Below are 13,882 nucleotides of genomic sequence, written 5' to 3'. Positions count from 1 at the left end.
ACGCTACGCCGCGGTATCAGTGCTTGCGCAGGCGCGAGTGGTAGTCCTCGGGCGGAAGGAAGTTCGACCAGCGTTCGGGGAACTCCGAGGGCATGCCGCCGTCCTCGTCGTCCTCCGACTCGCCCTCGGCCAGGGCCCGCCAGGCGGCGGCCCGGGCGACGAGCTGGGCGGCCTCGGCCTCGCGGGCGCGCTCGTTCGCCTCGCGCGCCGCGGCCGTGGCGACCGAGGGCCAGACCCGGTCGATCGCGGCGTTGACGGCGGCGCCGACGAGGACCGCGAAGGCCGAGATACCGATCCACAGCAGGACGGCCACCGGCGCCGCGAGGGAGCCGTAGATCGTCGGCCCCTCGACGGTGTTGGTGAGGTAGATCCGCAGCAGGAACGAGCCGAGCACCCACATGGCGAGGGCCACGAGCGCGCCGGGCACGTCCTCGATCCACGGCGAGCGCACGGGGACGGAGACGTGGTAGAGCGTCGTCAGGAAGACGATGGACAGCAGGGTGACGGTCGGCCAGTAGAGCACCGCGATCACGCTGGTGCCCCAGGGCACCAGGCGTACGACGGCGTCGGGCCCCACCACCATCAGCGGCAGCACGACGGCGCCGATCACCAGTGCGACCACGTAGAGCACGAAGGCCAGCAGCCGGGTCTTGACGATGCCGCGATGCCCGTCGAGCCCGTACATCACGGTGATGGTGTCGATGAAGACGTTCACGGCGCGGGAGCCCGACCACAGGGCGAAGGCGAAGCCGAGCGAGATGAGGTCGGGGCGTCCGCGCCCCGTGACGTCGTCGAGCATCGGCCTGGCGATGTCGTTGACGCCCCGGTCGGACAGCACCGTGCCGACCGCCCCGAGGATGTTCTCCTCGATGCTGGCCACCGTCGTCTTGCCCGTCCAGCCGTCCACGTAGCCCAGCAGGCCCAGCAGGCCGAGGAAGAGCGGGGGCAGCGAGAGGAGCGTGAAGAAGGCGGCCTCGGCCGCGAGCCCGAGGATCCGGTACTCGATGCACGAATTGACGGTGTCCTTCAGCAGCAGCCAGCCCATCTTCCGCTTCGAGACGTTGCGGTAGAGGGCGCGGGCCCGATGGAGCCGTCCTGGGATCCGCTCGGGTGTTTCTTTTGCTGGCTGCACGTCCTTACGGTATCGGCATGGCAGCCACCACCCACACAGTCACCAACCAGGCCCCACCCCTTGTGGGCTACGACGTCTACGCAGGCGACCGGGCCCTCACCGAGGGCGTGGAGCGGCATCTCGCGGGCGCGGACCCCGAACTCCTCGGCGGGGTAAGGCAGGAGCTCACCGACCTCGGACGGGCCGCGGGCTCCGCGCAGGCTCAGCTCTGGGGTGCGCAGGCGAACGAGAATCCGCCCAAGCTGCGCACGCACGACCGTTACGGCAACCGGATCGACGAGGTGGAGTTCCACCCGGCCTGGCACCGGCTGCTGGGGCACGCCGTGTCGGCGGGGCTCACCGACGCGTGGGGGCGGCCGGCCGGTCATCTGCGCCGCGCGGCCGGGTTCTTCGTGTGGTCGCAGGCGGAGGCGGGGCACGGCTGTCCGGTCTCGATGACGCACGCGGCGGTGCCCGCTCTGCGGACCGATCCGGAGCTGGCCGCCGAATGGGAGCCGCGGCTGACCTCGCACGTGTACGAGGAGGGCCTGCGGCCGGCCGGGCAGAAGGCCGGGGTGCTGTTCGGCATGGGGATGACGGAGAAGCAGGGGGGCAGCGACGTACGGGCGAACACGACGGCGGCGGTGCCGCTGGACGCTCCGGGCGAGTACCTGCTGACGGGTCACAAGTGGTTCTGCTCCGCGCCGATGTCGGACGGGTTCCTGGTGCTGGCGCAGGTCGCTCGGGGCGGGAAGGACAACCTGACGTGCTTCCTGGTGCCGCGGGTGCTGCCGGACGGGACGCGGAACGTGTTCGCGATCCAGCGGCTGAAGGACAAGCTGGGCAACAAGTCGAACGCTTCGAGTGAGGTGGAGTTCGACGGGACGTGGGCGCGGCGGGTGGGCGAGGAGGGCCGGGGGGTGCGGACCATCATCGAGATGGTCGCCGCGACCCGGCTGGACTGTGTGATCGGTTCGGCCTCGCTGATGCGGCAGGCGCTGACGCAGGCCGTGCACCATGCGGAGCACCGCTCTGCTTTCGGAGCACCGCTCATCGACCAGCCGCTGATGCGCAACGTGCTGGCCGACCTCGCCCTGGAGTCGGAGGCCGCCACCACGCTGACCCTGCGCCTGGCGGCCGCGTACGACGCGGGGACCGAGCAGGAGAAGGCCTTCCTGCGGCTCGCGGTGCCCGCCGCGAAGTACTGGGTGACCAAGCGCTGTACGCCGATGGTCGCGGAGGCCCTGGAGTGTCTGGGCGGCAACGGCTACGTCGAGGAGTCCGGCCTGCCCAGACTGCTGCGCGAATCCCCGCTGAACTCCATCTGGGAGGGTTCGGGCAACGTCCAGGCCCTGGACGTACTGCGCGCCCTCCAGCGGGAGCCGCAGGCGCTGAACGCGTTCCTCCAGGAGGTCGGGCTGGCCCGGGGCGCCGACCACCGGCTGGATTCGGCCATCAAGAACCTGCTGACGGAGCTCGCCGATCTGGACGGCATCGAGGCGCGGGCCCGCCGGGTCGTGGAGCGCATGGCGCTGGTGCTGCAGGGCTCGCTGCTGGTGCGCTGGGCCCCGCCCGAGGTGGCGGACGCGTTCTGCGCCTCACGGCTGGGCGGCGACTGGGGCGCGGCCTTCGGCACGCTGCCGCACAGCCTCGATCTGGGGGCGGTGGTGGAACGGGCTCGGATCACGGGCTAGCGGAAGTCCCCAAACCGCCACGAGCCGGGATCCGGACCCGTTGACCTGGAGCAGAGGTGGCGCCGCGCCGACTCGGCACCACCCCTGATCCGAGAAGCCCCGAGGAGGAGCTGCCACGCCGCTCAGCGACGTCCGGACAGTTTCGGTCGACCGACCGGGACTTGGCGAGAGTTGCATACCGTTGCAACCTTTGAGTCGGAACCACCCGCCGTTCGTGCCAGGGAAGCGGCACGAACGGACCGCCCGGGCGGCATCCGCTGTAGGTCCTTGTTCCGCACGGGGAGGTTCCGGTGGCCAACACCGCACACAACGCGGTCGATGTGGCGCGCATCTCGGCCATGGACGCGCGGGAGGCCGCGCGTCTGCTCAAGGGAGTACGGGCGGCCGCGCTGGCGGGCTGCCGGCCTCCGGCGGCCCCGCGGCCGGAGATCGCCGAGTCCTGGCGCCGCATGCTGGCAGGCGGGGTGCACCCGGACCGTGACGCGCGCTCCCGGCTGCTGTCCGCCGCCGAGACCGAGGAGCGGCGGCAGACCTCGCCGCTGCGCGACCTCCTGCCGGTGCTGCGCGAGGGGCTGCTGCCCGAGCTGGACGATGCCCTGCACATCATGGTCGTCGCCGACGCGGACGGCCGGCTGCTGTGGCGGGAGGGGCACTCCTCGATCCTGCGCAAGGCGGACCGGCTCGGCTTCGCGGTGGGCGCCGACTGGGACGAGGCGGTGGTCGGCACGAACGGGGTGGGCACCGCCCTGGTGACCCGGCGGCCGGTCCAGGTGTTCTCGGCGGAGCACTTCGTCTCCAGCCACCACGACTGGACCTGCGCGGGGGCTCCCGTACGGGACCCCAGGGACGGGCAGCTGCTGGGCGTGATCGACGTCAGCGGGCCGCTGGCGACCATGCACCCGGCGACGCTGGCGTGGGTGAGCTCGGTGGCCCGGCTCGCCGAGCGGGAGCTGCGGGTGCGGCACCTGGAGTCGCTGGAGCGGCTGCGGTGCGTGGCGGCCCCGCTACTGGCCCGGTTCCCGGGGCGGGCCCTGGCGGTGGACCCGAACGGCTGGACCGCGGCCGTGACGGGGCTGGCTCCGGCGGACCGGATCCCGCTGCCGAAGTCCTTCGGGCCGGGCCGGGTGTGGGTGCCGCAGCTCGGCGACTGCCTGGTGGAGCCCCTGCCGGGCGGATGGCTGCTGAGCGTGACGGAGGAGCGCCGGGACGCGGCGGCCGCGCGGGTGGTGCTCGACCTCAGCCGGGCCGGGTCCTGCTCGGCGACGGTGTACGGGGCGGCCGGGAGCTGGTCGCAGGAGCTGAGCCCGCGCCATGCCGAGCTGCTGTTCCTGCTGGCGGAGTCGCCGCGGGGGCGGTCGGCGGCGGAGCTCTCCGCGGAGCTGTTCGGCGACCCGACGCGCACGGTGACGGTGCGCGCGGAGCTGTCGCGGGTGCGCCGCCACCTGTCCGGGGTGCTGACGCACCGGCCGTACCGCTTCGCGGAGGACGTGGAGGTGGAGCTGATCCGCCCCGAGGACCCCGCGGCCCTGCTGCCGCACTCCACGGCGCCCGCGGTGATCAGGGCCCGCCTGGGCCGGACGGGGCCGGGCATGATTCGCTGAGCTCCATGAGCACCATCACCCTCACCACCTGGTCCCTGGAAATGACCTCGCCGCAGGACCTGGTCCCGGCGGCCGTTCCCGGCCCGGAGATCACCGTCGCCCGGGCGGAGGTCCCCTCGCCCGAGTTCAGCCGCTTCCTCTATGCCTCGGTGGGCGGCGACATCCACTGGACGGACCGGCTGTCCCTGACCCGGGCGCAGTGGGTGGAGCAGCTGGGGCGGCCCGGCGTGGAGACGTGGGTGGCGTACGACCGGGGCACACCGGCCGGGTACGTGGAGTTCGACCCGCAGCCGGACGGTGTGGTGGAGATCATGTACTTCGGCCTACTGCCGGACTTCCGGGGGCGCCGGATCGGCGGGCACCTGCTGTCGGTGGGCATCGCCCGGGCCTGGTCCCTCGCAGAGCGCTGGCCCGAGCTGGAGCCGACCCGGCGGGTGTGGCTCCACACGTGCAGCCAGGACGGCCCGACGGCGATGGACAACTACCTGCGCCGCGGCTTCAAGCTGTTCCGTACCGAGACGGAGCCCAAGGAGGACACCCCCACCCCCGGCCCCTGGCCCGGCGCGTAGGGCCCTCCAGGGGGTGACCCCCGTCACCCCATCCCATGATCCGAGACGACATCGTCCGCATCATGGACAGTAGTGGACTCCTCCAATCGCCCCATGACACGCTTCCGCCATGAACGGAGCTGGAATTGCCTTGGTGAGTCGGCGGCACGTCGACCTCGGCCGCATGTCCAGCGCCATCTGTCCGGCGCGCTGACGGAACCAGCCACCGCCGCACAGCGCCTCCACGCAGCCGTCGTGGACGCGCCACCACTCGCAAGCCCCCTGTAGGCCGATCACCGCCCTGAGCACCGGCACAACCGGAAAAAGCGGCGGCGATCAGCCACACCCGCTCCGCGCCCAGGGGTCACGCCGCCCTCCCCTGCCCCCGCCTTGAGCCGCCGAAGAAGGACGTACCGCCATGGCCGCCACCACCGAACCGACCGCAGCAGCCGCGCCCGCAGCCGCCGCCGCGCGCCGCAAGACCGGCCGTCACCGCGGTGAGGGCCAGTGGGCCGTCGGACACCACACGCCCCTCAACGGCAACGAGCAGTTCAAAAAGGACGACGACGGTCTCAACGTGCGGACACGCATTGAGACGATCTACTCCCAGCGCGGGTTCGACTCGATCGACCCCAACGACCTGCGCGGCCGCATGCGCTGGTGGGGCCTCTACACCCAGCGCAAGCCCGGGATCGACGGCGGCAAGACCGCGATCCTGGAGCCGGAGGAGCTGGACGACAAGTACTTCATGCTGCGCGTGCGCATCGACGGCGGCCGGCTGACCACCGAGCAGCTCCGCGTCATAGGCGAGATCTCCGAGGAGTTCGCGCGCGGCACCGCCGACCTCACCGACCGCCAGAACGTGCAGTACCACTGGATCCGGATCGAGGACGTCCCGGAGATCTGGCGCCGTCTGGAGGCCGTCGGCCTCTCCACCACCGAGGCCTGCGGTGACACGCCCCGCGTCATCCTCGGTTCGCCCGTGGCCGGCATCGCCCAGGACGAGATCATCGACGGCACGCCCGCCATCGATGAGATCTACCGCCGCATCGTGGGCAACAAGGACTTCTCGAACCTGCCCCGCAAGTTCAAGTCCGCGATCTCCGGCTCGCCGCTGCTCGACGTGGCGCACGAGATCAACGACATCGCCTTCGTCGGCGTGAACCACCCCGAGCACGGCCCCGGCTTCGACGTCTGGGTCGGCGGCGGTCTCTCCACCAACCCCAAGCTCGGCGTGCGCCTGGGCACCTGGGTCTCGCTCGACGAGGTCCCGGACGTGTACGAGGGCGTCATCTCGATCTTCCGCGACTACGGCTACCGCCGGCTGCGCACCCGCGCCCGCCTGAAGTTCCTCGTCGCCGACTGGGGCCCGGCCAAGTTCCGCCAGGTCCTGGAGGACGAGTACCTGGGGCGCAAGCTGACCGACGGCCCCGCGCCCGAGCAGCCCAGCGGCCAGTGGCGCGACCACGTCGGCGTCCACCAGCAGCAGGACGGCCGCTTCTACGTCGGCTTCGCGCCCCGCGTGGGCCGCGTCGACGGCGCCACCCTCACCAAGATCGCGGACGTGGCGGAGCAGCACGGCTCCGGCCGCCTGCGCACCACGGCCGAGCAGAAGATGGTCGTCCTCGACATCGAGGCGGACCGCGTCGACTCGGTCGTCGCGGCCCTGGAGGCGCTGGACCTGCGGGTCAACCCGTCCCCGTTCCGCCGCGGCACGATGGCCTGCACCGGCATCGAGTTCTGCAAGCTGGCCATCGTCGAGACGAAGGCGCGCGGCGCCTCGCTGATCGACGAGCTGGAGCGCCGCCTGCCGGACTTCGCCGAGCCGCTCACCATCAACATCAACGGCTGCCCGAACGCCTGCGCACGTATCCAGGTGGCGGACATCGGTCTCAAGGGCCAGCTGGTCCTGGACGACGACGGCAACCAGGTGGAGGGCTACCAGGTCCACCTGGGCGGCGCCCTCGGCCTGGAGGCCGGCTTCGGCCGCAAGGTCCGCGGCCTCAAGGTCACCTCGGCCGGTCTGCCCGACTACGTCGAGCGGGTCGTCAAGAGCTACGAGGAGCAGCGCGAGGACGGCGAGCGCTTCGCGGCGTGGGTCGCCCGCGCGGACGAGAAGAGCCTCTCGTGAGCGAGCGCGCCGCACCGTTCTACTGCCCGTACTGCGGCGACGAGGACCTGTTTCCCAACGAAACGGGTCACGGCGCGTGGGAATGCCGGGCCTGCAACCGAGCCTTCCAGCTGAAGTACCTCGGACTACTGGCCCGGGGCGTTCAGTCCAACAGCGCGGGAGGGGACGAGATATGACGACGACTCAGGAAACCCGGGAAGAAGTTCACGGGAGCCGGGGGACGCGCGACCTCAAGGCACTGGCCGAGCAGGCGGGCCGGGACCTGGAGGACGCCTCCCCCCTGGAGATCCTCACCTGGGCCGCCGAGACCTTCGGCCGGAAGTTCGCCGTGACCTCCTCCATGGAGGACGCGGTCGTCGCCCACCTGGCCTCCCGCGCCTTCCCCGGCGTGGACGTGGTCTTCCTCGACACGGGCTACCACTTCGAGGAGACCATCGGCACCCGCGACGCGGTCGAGGCCGTGATGGACGTCAACGTCATCACGCTCACCCCGCGCCGGACGGTGGCCGAGCAGGACGCCGAGTACGGCCCCAAGCTGCACGACCGCGACCCCGACCTGTGCTGCGCACTGCGCAAGGTCAAGCCCCTGGAAGAGGGCCTGACCGCGTACGAGGCGTGGGCGACGGGGCTGCGCCGCGACGAGTCCCCGACCCGGGCGAACACCCCGGTGGTCGGCTGGGACGAGAAGCGGCAGAAGGTCAAGATCTCCCCGATCGCCCGCTGGACCCAGGACGACGTGGACGCCTACGTGCTGGAGCACGGGGTGCTCACCAACCCGCTGCTGATGGACGGTTACGCCTCCGTCGGATGCGCGCCCTGCACCCGCCGCGTCGCGGAGGGCGAGGACGCACGGGCCGGCCGCTGGGCCGGTCGGGCCAAGACCGAGTGCGGACTGCACGGCTGATGACCGAACTCGACGAATCTACGGAGACACAGCAGATGAGCGTGAGCGACCAGGGCGCCACCGTGTGGCTGACCGGGCTGCCGAGCGCGGGCAAGACCACCATCGCCTACGCGCTGGCCGAGCGGCTGCGCGCCGAGGGCCACCGCGTGGAGGTCCTCGACGGCGACGAGATCCGCGAGTTCCTCTCGGCCGGCCTCGGTTTCAGCCGCGAGGACCGGCACACCAACGTGCAGCGGATCGGCTTCGTCGCCGAACTGCTGGCGAGCAACGGCGTCAAGGCCCTCGTGCCGGTGATCGCGCCGTTCGCGGACAGCCGCGAGGCCGTCCGCAAGCGGCACGCCGCCGAGGCCACCTCGTACCTGGAGGTCCACGTGGCCACCCCGGTCGAGGTCTGCTCGGAGCGTGACGTGAAGGGCCTGTACGCCAAACAGGCGGCGGGCGAGATCTCCGGTCTGACCGGGGTCGACGACCCGTACGAGGCACCGGAGTCCCCGGACCTCCGTATCGAGTCGCACACGCAGTCCGTGCAGGAGTCGGCCTCGGCCCTCCACGCGCTGCTCACCGAGAGGGGTCTGGCATGACGACCACCGTCGCCCACCTGCACGACGAGACCGACGCGCCGTACGCGCTGTCGCACCTCGACGCCCTCGAATCCGAGGCGGTGCACATCTTCCGCGAGGTGGCGGGCGAGTTCGAGAAGCCGGTGATCCTGTTCTCCGGCGGCAAGGACTCCATCGTCATGCTGCACCTGGCGCTCAAGGCGTTCGCGCCCGCACCGGTCCCCTTCACGCTCCTGCACGTCGACACCGGGCACAACTTCCCCGAGGTCCTGGAGTACCGCGACCGCACCGTCGCCAAGCACGGCCTGCGCCTGCACGTCGCGTCCGTCCAGGACTACATCGATGCCGGCAAGCTGCGCGAACGCCCCGACGGCACCCGCAACCCCCTCCAGACCGTCCCGCTCACCGAGGCGATCCAGCAGCTGAAGTTCGACGCCGTCTTCGGCGGCGGCCGCCGCGACGAGGAGAAGGCCCGCGCCAAGGAACGCGTCTTCTCCCTGCGCGACGAGTTCTCCCAGTGGGACCCCCGCCGCCAGCGCCCCGAGCTGTGGCAGCTCTACAACGGCCGCCACGCCCCCGGCGAGCACGTCCGCGTCTTCCCCCTCTCCAACTGGACCGAGCTGGACGTCTGGCAGTACATCGCCCGCGAGGGCATCGAACTGCCCCAGATCTACTTCGCCCACGAGCGCGAGGTGTTCTCCCGCAACGGCATGTGGCTCACCGCCGGCGAATGGGGCGGCCCGAAGGAGAACGAGACCACCGAGACGCGTCTCATCCGCTACCGCACCGTCGGCGACATGTCCTGCACCGGCGCCGTCGACTCCGACGCCGCCACGCTGGACGCCGTGATCGCCGAGATCGCCGTCTCCCGGCTCACCGAGCGGGGCGCGACCCGCGCCGACGACAAGATGTCCGAGGCCGCGATGGAAGACCGCAAGCGCGAAGGGTACTTCTAGAAATGACCAGCACCACCGAGCAGTTCGCCGATCTCTCGGCGACCACCCTGCTGCGCTTCGCGACCGCCGGTTCCGTCGACGACGGCAAGTCCACCCTGGTCGGGCGGCTGCTGCACGACTCCAAGTCGGTCCTGACCGACCAGATGGAGGCCGTCGAGGCGGTGTCCCAGGCCCGTGGCCAGGACGCCCCCGACCTCGCGCTGCTCACCGACGGCCTGCGGGCCGAGCGCGAGCAGGGCATCACCATCGACGTCGCCTACCGCTACTTCGCCACCGCGCGCCGCCGCTTCATCCTCGCCGACACCCCCGGGCACGTGCAGTACACCCGCAACATGGTCACCGGCGCCTCCACCGCCGACCTGGCCGTGGTGCTGGTCGACGCCCGCAACGGCGTCATCGAGCAGACCCGCCGGCACGCGGCCGTCGCCGCGCTGCTGCGGGTCCCGCACGTGGTCCTGGCCGTGAACAAGATGGACCTGGTGGGCTACCAGGAGTCCGTCTTCGCGGCCATCGCCGAGGAGTTCACCGCGTACGCCTCAGACCTGGGCGTCCCGGAGATCACCGCCATCCCGATCTCGGCCCTGGCCGGCGACAACGTGGTGGACCCGTCCGCGAACATGGACTGGTACGGCGGCCCGACGGTGCTGGAGCACCTGGAGACCGTCCCGGTCAGCCACGACCTCACGGCCTGCCCGGCGCGTTTCCCGGTGCAGTACGTGATCCGGCCGCAGACCGCCGAGCACCCGGACTACCGCGGCTACGCCGGCCAGATCGCCTCGGGCGTGCTGCGCGTCGGCGAGGCCGTGACCGTCCTGCCGTCGGGGCGCACCTCGGTCATCGAGGGCATCGACGCACTGGGCACCGGTCTCGGGTCGAGCACAGCCGTGGACATCGCATGGGCCCCGCAGTCCGTGACGGTGCGTCTGAAGGACGACATCGACATCTCGCGCGGCGACCTGATCGCGCCCACCGCGAGCGCCCCGGCCACCACGCAGGACGTCGAGGCGACGGTCTGCCACGTGGCGGACCAGCCGCTGGCCGTCGGCGCCCGGGTGCTGATCAAGCACACGACGCGCACGGTCAAGGCCATCGTCAAGGAGATCCCCTCGCGGCTGACCCTGGACGACCTCTCCCAGCACCCGAACCCGGGTCAGCTCGTGGCCAACGACATCGGCCGCGTGGTCGTCCGTACCGCCGAGCCGCTGGCGCTCGACGCGTACGCCGACTCGCGCCGTACCGGGTCCTTCCTGCTGATCGACCCGGCTGACGGAACCACCCTGGCGGCGGGCATGGCGGGCGAGTCCTTCGCCTCCAAGGCCGAGACCACCGTTCAGGCGGACGAAGAAGGCTGGGACTTCTAGTCATGCTTGCCGACATCTACTCGACCTTCGCCAAGGAGGGCGGCCGCGTAGGCAGCGGCCACCTGGGCAGCGGCCAGGGAGGGGTGGCGCGATGTGCGCGATGACCGCCCCCGCCCCCGACGAGCCGTACCTGCCCCCGTCCCCCAGACGAAGCCCCGCGCCGTAGACCACGGCGCGCCGAGAGGAAGTCCTCCCGTGCCTGCCACCCGTACCACCCTGCGCCGCGGTCTCGCCGCAGTCGCCGCCCTGCCCCTCCTGATCGGCGTGCTCGCCTCCTGCGGCTACGGCTCCCAGGCGGAGGACAAGGGCGACAAGAAGTCGAACGCCCCCGCCACCGACGGCAAGAAGCTGTCGGCTTCCGAGGTGCGCATCGGGTACTTCCCGAACCTGACCCACGCGACCGCGCTCGTCGGCCTCCAGGAGGGCCTGATCGAGAAGGAGCTGGGCGGCACCAAGGTCAAGCCGCAGTCCTTCAACGCCGGTCCGTCCGAGATCGAGGCCCTCAACGGGGGCTCTCTCGACATCGGTTTCATCGGCCCCTCCCCCTCGATCAACGGCTACGTGAAGTCCAAGGGTCAGAATCTGCGGATCATCTCCGGCTCGGCCTCCGGCGGCGTGAAGCTGGTCGTGAACCCGGACAAGATCAAGACCCTGGACGATCTCAAGGGCAAGAAGATCGCCACTCCGCAGAAGGGGAACACGCAGGACGTCGCGTTCCTCAACTGGATCTCGGAGAAGGGCTGGACGGTCGACTCGGAGTCCGGCAAGGGTGACGTGTCCGTCGTGCGGACGGACAACAAGGTGACCCCGGACGCCTTCAAGCAGGGCTCGATCGACGGGGCCTGGGTGCCCGAGCCCACGGCCTCCAAGCTCGTCTCCGACGGCGGCTCCGTCCTCCTCGACGAGACGGCGCTGTGGCCCGACAAGAAGTTCGTGATCACGAACGTCATCGTGTCCCAGAAGTTCCTCAAGGAGCACCCCGACGTCGTCGAGGCCGTACTGCGCGGCACGGTGAAGACCAACGAGTGGATCAACGCCAACCCCGACAAGGCCAAGGCCTCGGCGAACGCCAAGCTCGCAGCCGAAGGTGGCAAGCCGCTCGACGCGAAGATCATCGACCCGGCGTGGCCGAGCATCGCGCTCACCGACGACCCGCTGGCGGCAACGCTCAAGACCCAGTCGGAGTGGGCGGTCAAGGCCAAGCTGATCGAGCAGCCCGACCTGGCCGGTATCTACGACCTGACGCTCCTGAACAAGGTCCTCAAGGCCGCGGGCAAGCCCGCAGTCTCCGACGCCGGCCTCGGCGCCAACTAACCCCTCAGTCCAGCACATCCCAGGAGGTGACGACCATGGCCACGACACTCGCCAAGGCTGCCGAGACCGCCGTAGCGCAGCATGCGCACGCCGCCCGGATCGAGCACGTCTCGAAGTCCTTCACGGGACCGGCCGGATCGCAGCTCGTCCTGGACGACATCAGCCTCGATGTCGCTCCCGGAGAGTTCGTCACCATCCTGGGGGCCTCCGGCTGCGGCAAGTCCACCCTGCTCAACCTGGTCGCGGGACTGGACAAGCCGTCCGCGGGATCCATCCAGACCCCCGGCGGGCGTCCGGCGCTGATGTTCCAGGAGCACGCGCTGTTCCCGTGGCTGACCGCGGGCAAGAACATCGAACTCGCCCTGCGCCTGCGCGGGGTGACCAAGACGGACCGCAAGGCGGAAGCCGAACGCCTGCTGGAACTGGTCCGCCTCGGCGGCGCCTACGGCAAGCGGGTCCACGAGCTGTCGGGCGGTATGCGCCAGCGCGTGGCCCTGGCCCGGGCGCTGGCCCAGGACAGCCAACTCCTGCTGATGGACGAGCCGTTCGCGGCCCTGGACGCCATCACCCGCGATGTGCTGCACGGTGAGCTCACCCGTATCTGGGACGAGACGAACCTCTCCGTCCTGTTCGTCACCCACAACGTGCGCGAGGCCGTGCGCCTGGCCCAGCGCGTGGTCCTGCTCTCCTCACGCCCCGGCCGGGTCGCCAAGGAATGGACCGTGGACATCCCCCAGCCGCGCCGCATCGAGGACGCGGACGTCGCCGAGCTGTCCCTTGAGATCACTGAACACCTGCGTGGGGAGATCCGCCGCCATGGCCAGCACTGACACAAAGGCGAAGACCGAGGACCTGGCCGGTCTCGAAGCCGGCCTCGACGCCCTCGACGCCGTCCAGACCCACCGCACCCCGATCCGCGAGGTCCTCGTCAAGAAGGTCCTCCCCCCGGTCCTGGCCGTCGGCCTCGTGCTGCTGGTGTGGCAGGTCCTCGTCGCCGCGAAGGTCACCGAGGAGACCAAACTGCCCCCGCTGTCCGCGGTGTGGGACAGCCTGACCACCATGTGGCTCCAGGGCACCCTCCTCGACGTCATCTGGACCAGCGTCTCCCGCGGCCTGCTCGGCTTCCTCCTCGCCCTGGCCATCGGCACCCCCCTCGGCCTGCTCGTCGCCCGCGTCAAGTTCATCCGCGCCGCGATCGGCCCCATCCTCCAGGGCCTGCAATCCCTGCCGTCGGTGGCCTGGGTCCCGCCCGCCGTCCTGTGGTTCGGCCTGAATGACGCGATGATGTTCACCGTCATCCTGCTCGGCGCCGTCCCCTCCATCGCCAACGGCCTGGTCTCCGGCATCGACCAGATCCCCCCGCTCTACCTCCGCGCCGGACGCACCCTGGGCGCCACCGGCCTGCGCGGCGCCCGACACATCGTCATGCCCGCCGCACTGCCCGGCTACCTCGCGGGCCTGAAGCAGGGCTGGGCCTTCTCCTGGCGCTCCCTGATGGCCGCCGAGATCATCGCCTCCTCCCCCGACCTCGGCCTGGGACTCGGCCAACTCCTGGAGAACGGCCGCAACAACATCGACCTCCCCGGCGTGTTCCTCGCCATCATCCTCATCCTCGTCGTCGGCATCGCCATCGACCTCCTCATCTTCAGCCCGATCGAGCGGTGGGTCCTGCGCAGCCGCGGCCTCCTGGTCAAGAGCTGAG

At 70.9% G+C, this 13,882-nt stretch carries 14 protein-coding genes; 13 read left to right on the top strand and 1 reads right to left on the bottom strand.

The genetic code is table 11. The features are described from left to right. Positions 1-16 precede the first annotated feature (16 nt). On the bottom strand, positions 17-1,132 hold the full coding sequence (locus ACZ7GJ_RS00830) for a YihY/virulence factor BrkB family protein (protein WP_470748047.1): 1,116 nt from the start codon (positions 1,130-1,132) through the stop codon (positions 17-19). 17 nt (positions 1,133-1,149) lie between these two features. Between ACZ7GJ_RS00830 and ACZ7GJ_RS00825 the strand changes: the two genes are divergently transcribed. The 13 genes from ACZ7GJ_RS00825 (at position 1,150) to ACZ7GJ_RS00765 (ending at position 13,881) form a co-directional block, all read left to right on the top strand. Beyond that, positions 1,150-2,805, top strand: coding sequence for an acyl-CoA dehydrogenase family protein (locus ACZ7GJ_RS00825; RefSeq protein WP_470748045.1), 1,656 nt, complete (start codon positions 1,150-1,152; stop codon positions 2,803-2,805). Positions 2,806-3,143: 338 nt separating this feature from the next. Further along, positions 3,144-4,406 carry a GAF domain-containing protein gene (locus ACZ7GJ_RS00820; protein WP_470748721.1) on the top strand — a complete coding sequence of 421 codons (1,263 nt, stop codon included), beginning with the start codon at positions 3,144-3,146 and terminating at the stop codon, positions 4,404-4,406. A gap of 5 nt (positions 4,407-4,411) precedes the next feature. Continuing rightward, the gene (locus ACZ7GJ_RS00815; protein WP_470748043.1) at positions 4,412-4,975 is read left to right on the top strand and encodes a GNAT family N-acetyltransferase; all 564 of its coding nucleotides are present in this window, start codon (positions 4,412-4,414) and stop codon (positions 4,973-4,975) included. Between the two features lie 109 nt (positions 4,976-5,084). After that, a complete protein-coding gene (locus tag ACZ7GJ_RS00810) occupies positions 5,085-5,168 on the top strand; it encodes a putative leader peptide (protein WP_312847410.1) in 84 nt (27 codons plus the stop codon). A 204-nt stretch (positions 5,169-5,372) separates the two neighbouring features. After that, positions 5,373-7,085, top strand: a complete 1,713-nt coding sequence (locus ACZ7GJ_RS00805) for a nitrite/sulfite reductase (RefSeq protein WP_470748041.1) — start codon at positions 5,373-5,375, stop codon at positions 7,083-7,085. Further along, a complete protein-coding gene (locus ACZ7GJ_RS00800) occupies positions 7,082-7,261 on the top strand; it encodes a hypothetical protein (RefSeq protein ID WP_470748039.1) in 180 nt (59 codons plus the stop codon). Before ACZ7GJ_RS00805 ends, ACZ7GJ_RS00800 begins: the two co-directional genes overlap by 4 nt. Beyond that, positions 7,258-7,989 carry a phosphoadenylyl-sulfate reductase gene (locus ACZ7GJ_RS00795; protein ID WP_365926295.1) on the top strand — a complete coding sequence of 244 codons (732 nt, stop codon included), beginning with the start codon at positions 7,258-7,260 and terminating at the stop codon, positions 7,987-7,989. Before ACZ7GJ_RS00800 ends, ACZ7GJ_RS00795 begins: the two co-directional genes overlap by 4 nt. Next, entirely contained in the window at positions 7,989-8,570 is a 582-nt protein-coding gene (gene cysC, locus ACZ7GJ_RS00790) for an adenylyl-sulfate kinase (protein WP_470748037.1), read from the top strand. Before ACZ7GJ_RS00795 ends, cysC begins: the two co-directional genes overlap by 1 nt. Then, positions 8,567-9,505: a sulfate adenylyltransferase subunit CysD gene (gene cysD, locus ACZ7GJ_RS00785; RefSeq protein ID WP_470748035.1), complete on the top strand. Its 939-nt coding sequence runs from the start codon at positions 8,567-8,569 to the stop codon at positions 9,503-9,505. The genes cysC and cysD overlap by 4 nt, the downstream gene beginning before the upstream one ends. A gap of 2 nt (positions 9,506-9,507) precedes the next feature. Then, positions 9,508-10,866, top strand: coding sequence for a sulfate adenylyltransferase subunit 1 (locus ACZ7GJ_RS00780; RefSeq protein ID WP_470748033.1), 1,359 nt, complete (start codon positions 9,508-9,510; stop codon positions 10,864-10,866). 195 nt (positions 10,867-11,061) lie between these two features. Next, entirely contained in the window at positions 11,062-12,180 is a 1,119-nt protein-coding gene (locus ACZ7GJ_RS00775) for an ABC transporter substrate-binding protein (protein WP_470748032.1), read from the top strand. Positions 12,181-12,215: 35 nt separating this feature from the next. Then, the gene (locus tag ACZ7GJ_RS00770; RefSeq protein WP_470748031.1) at positions 12,216-13,010 is read left to right on the top strand and encodes an ABC transporter ATP-binding protein; all 795 of its coding nucleotides are present in this window, start codon (positions 12,216-12,218) and stop codon (positions 13,008-13,010) included. Then, a complete protein-coding gene (locus ACZ7GJ_RS00765) occupies positions 12,997-13,881 on the top strand; it encodes an ABC transporter permease (RefSeq protein WP_470748029.1) in 885 nt (294 codons plus the stop codon). Before ACZ7GJ_RS00770 ends, ACZ7GJ_RS00765 begins: the two co-directional genes overlap by 14 nt. The last annotated feature ends 1 nt before the right edge of the window (position 13,882 follow it).

Source organism: Streptomyces sp. NPDC037242, from assembly GCF_055604165.1.
Note: the sequence above shows the minus strand (reverse complement) of the source record. Positions and strands in the feature narration are given on the sequence as shown.

Bases quoted from the DNA above. Each gene is read 5' to 3' on its own strand.
- ACZ7GJ_RS00825 (WP_470748045.1), top strand. From the start codon at position 1,150: ATGGCAGCCACCACCCACACAGTCACCAACCAGGCCCCACCCCTTGTG.
- ACZ7GJ_RS00820 (WP_470748721.1), top strand. From the start codon at position 3,144: ATGGACGCGCGGGAGGCCGCGCGTCTGCTCAAGGGAGTACGGGCGGCC.
- ACZ7GJ_RS00815 (WP_470748043.1), top strand. From the start codon at position 4,412: ATGAGCACCATCACCCTCACCACCTGGTCCCTGGAAATGACCTCGCCG.
- ACZ7GJ_RS00810 (WP_312847410.1), top strand. From the start codon at position 5,085: ATGAACGGAGCTGGAATTGCCTTGGTGAGTCGGCGGCACGTCGACCTC.
- ACZ7GJ_RS00805 (WP_470748041.1), top strand. From the start codon at position 5,373: ATGGCCGCCACCACCGAACCGACCGCAGCAGCCGCGCCCGCAGCCGCC.
- ACZ7GJ_RS00795 (WP_365926295.1), top strand. From the start codon at position 7,258: ATGACGACGACTCAGGAAACCCGGGAAGAAGTTCACGGGAGCCGGGGG.
- cysC (WP_470748037.1), top strand. From the start codon at position 7,989: ATGACCGAACTCGACGAATCTACGGAGACACAGCAGATGAGCGTGAGC.
- cysD (WP_470748035.1), top strand. From the start codon at position 8,567: ATGACGACCACCGTCGCCCACCTGCACGACGAGACCGACGCGCCGTAC.
- ACZ7GJ_RS00780 (WP_470748033.1), top strand. From the start codon at position 9,508: ATGACCAGCACCACCGAGCAGTTCGCCGATCTCTCGGCGACCACCCTG.
- ACZ7GJ_RS00770 (WP_470748031.1), top strand. From the start codon at position 12,216: ATGGCCACGACACTCGCCAAGGCTGCCGAGACCGCCGTAGCGCAGCAT.
- ACZ7GJ_RS00765 (WP_470748029.1), top strand. From the start codon at position 12,997: ATGGCCAGCACTGACACAAAGGCGAAGACCGAGGACCTGGCCGGTCTC.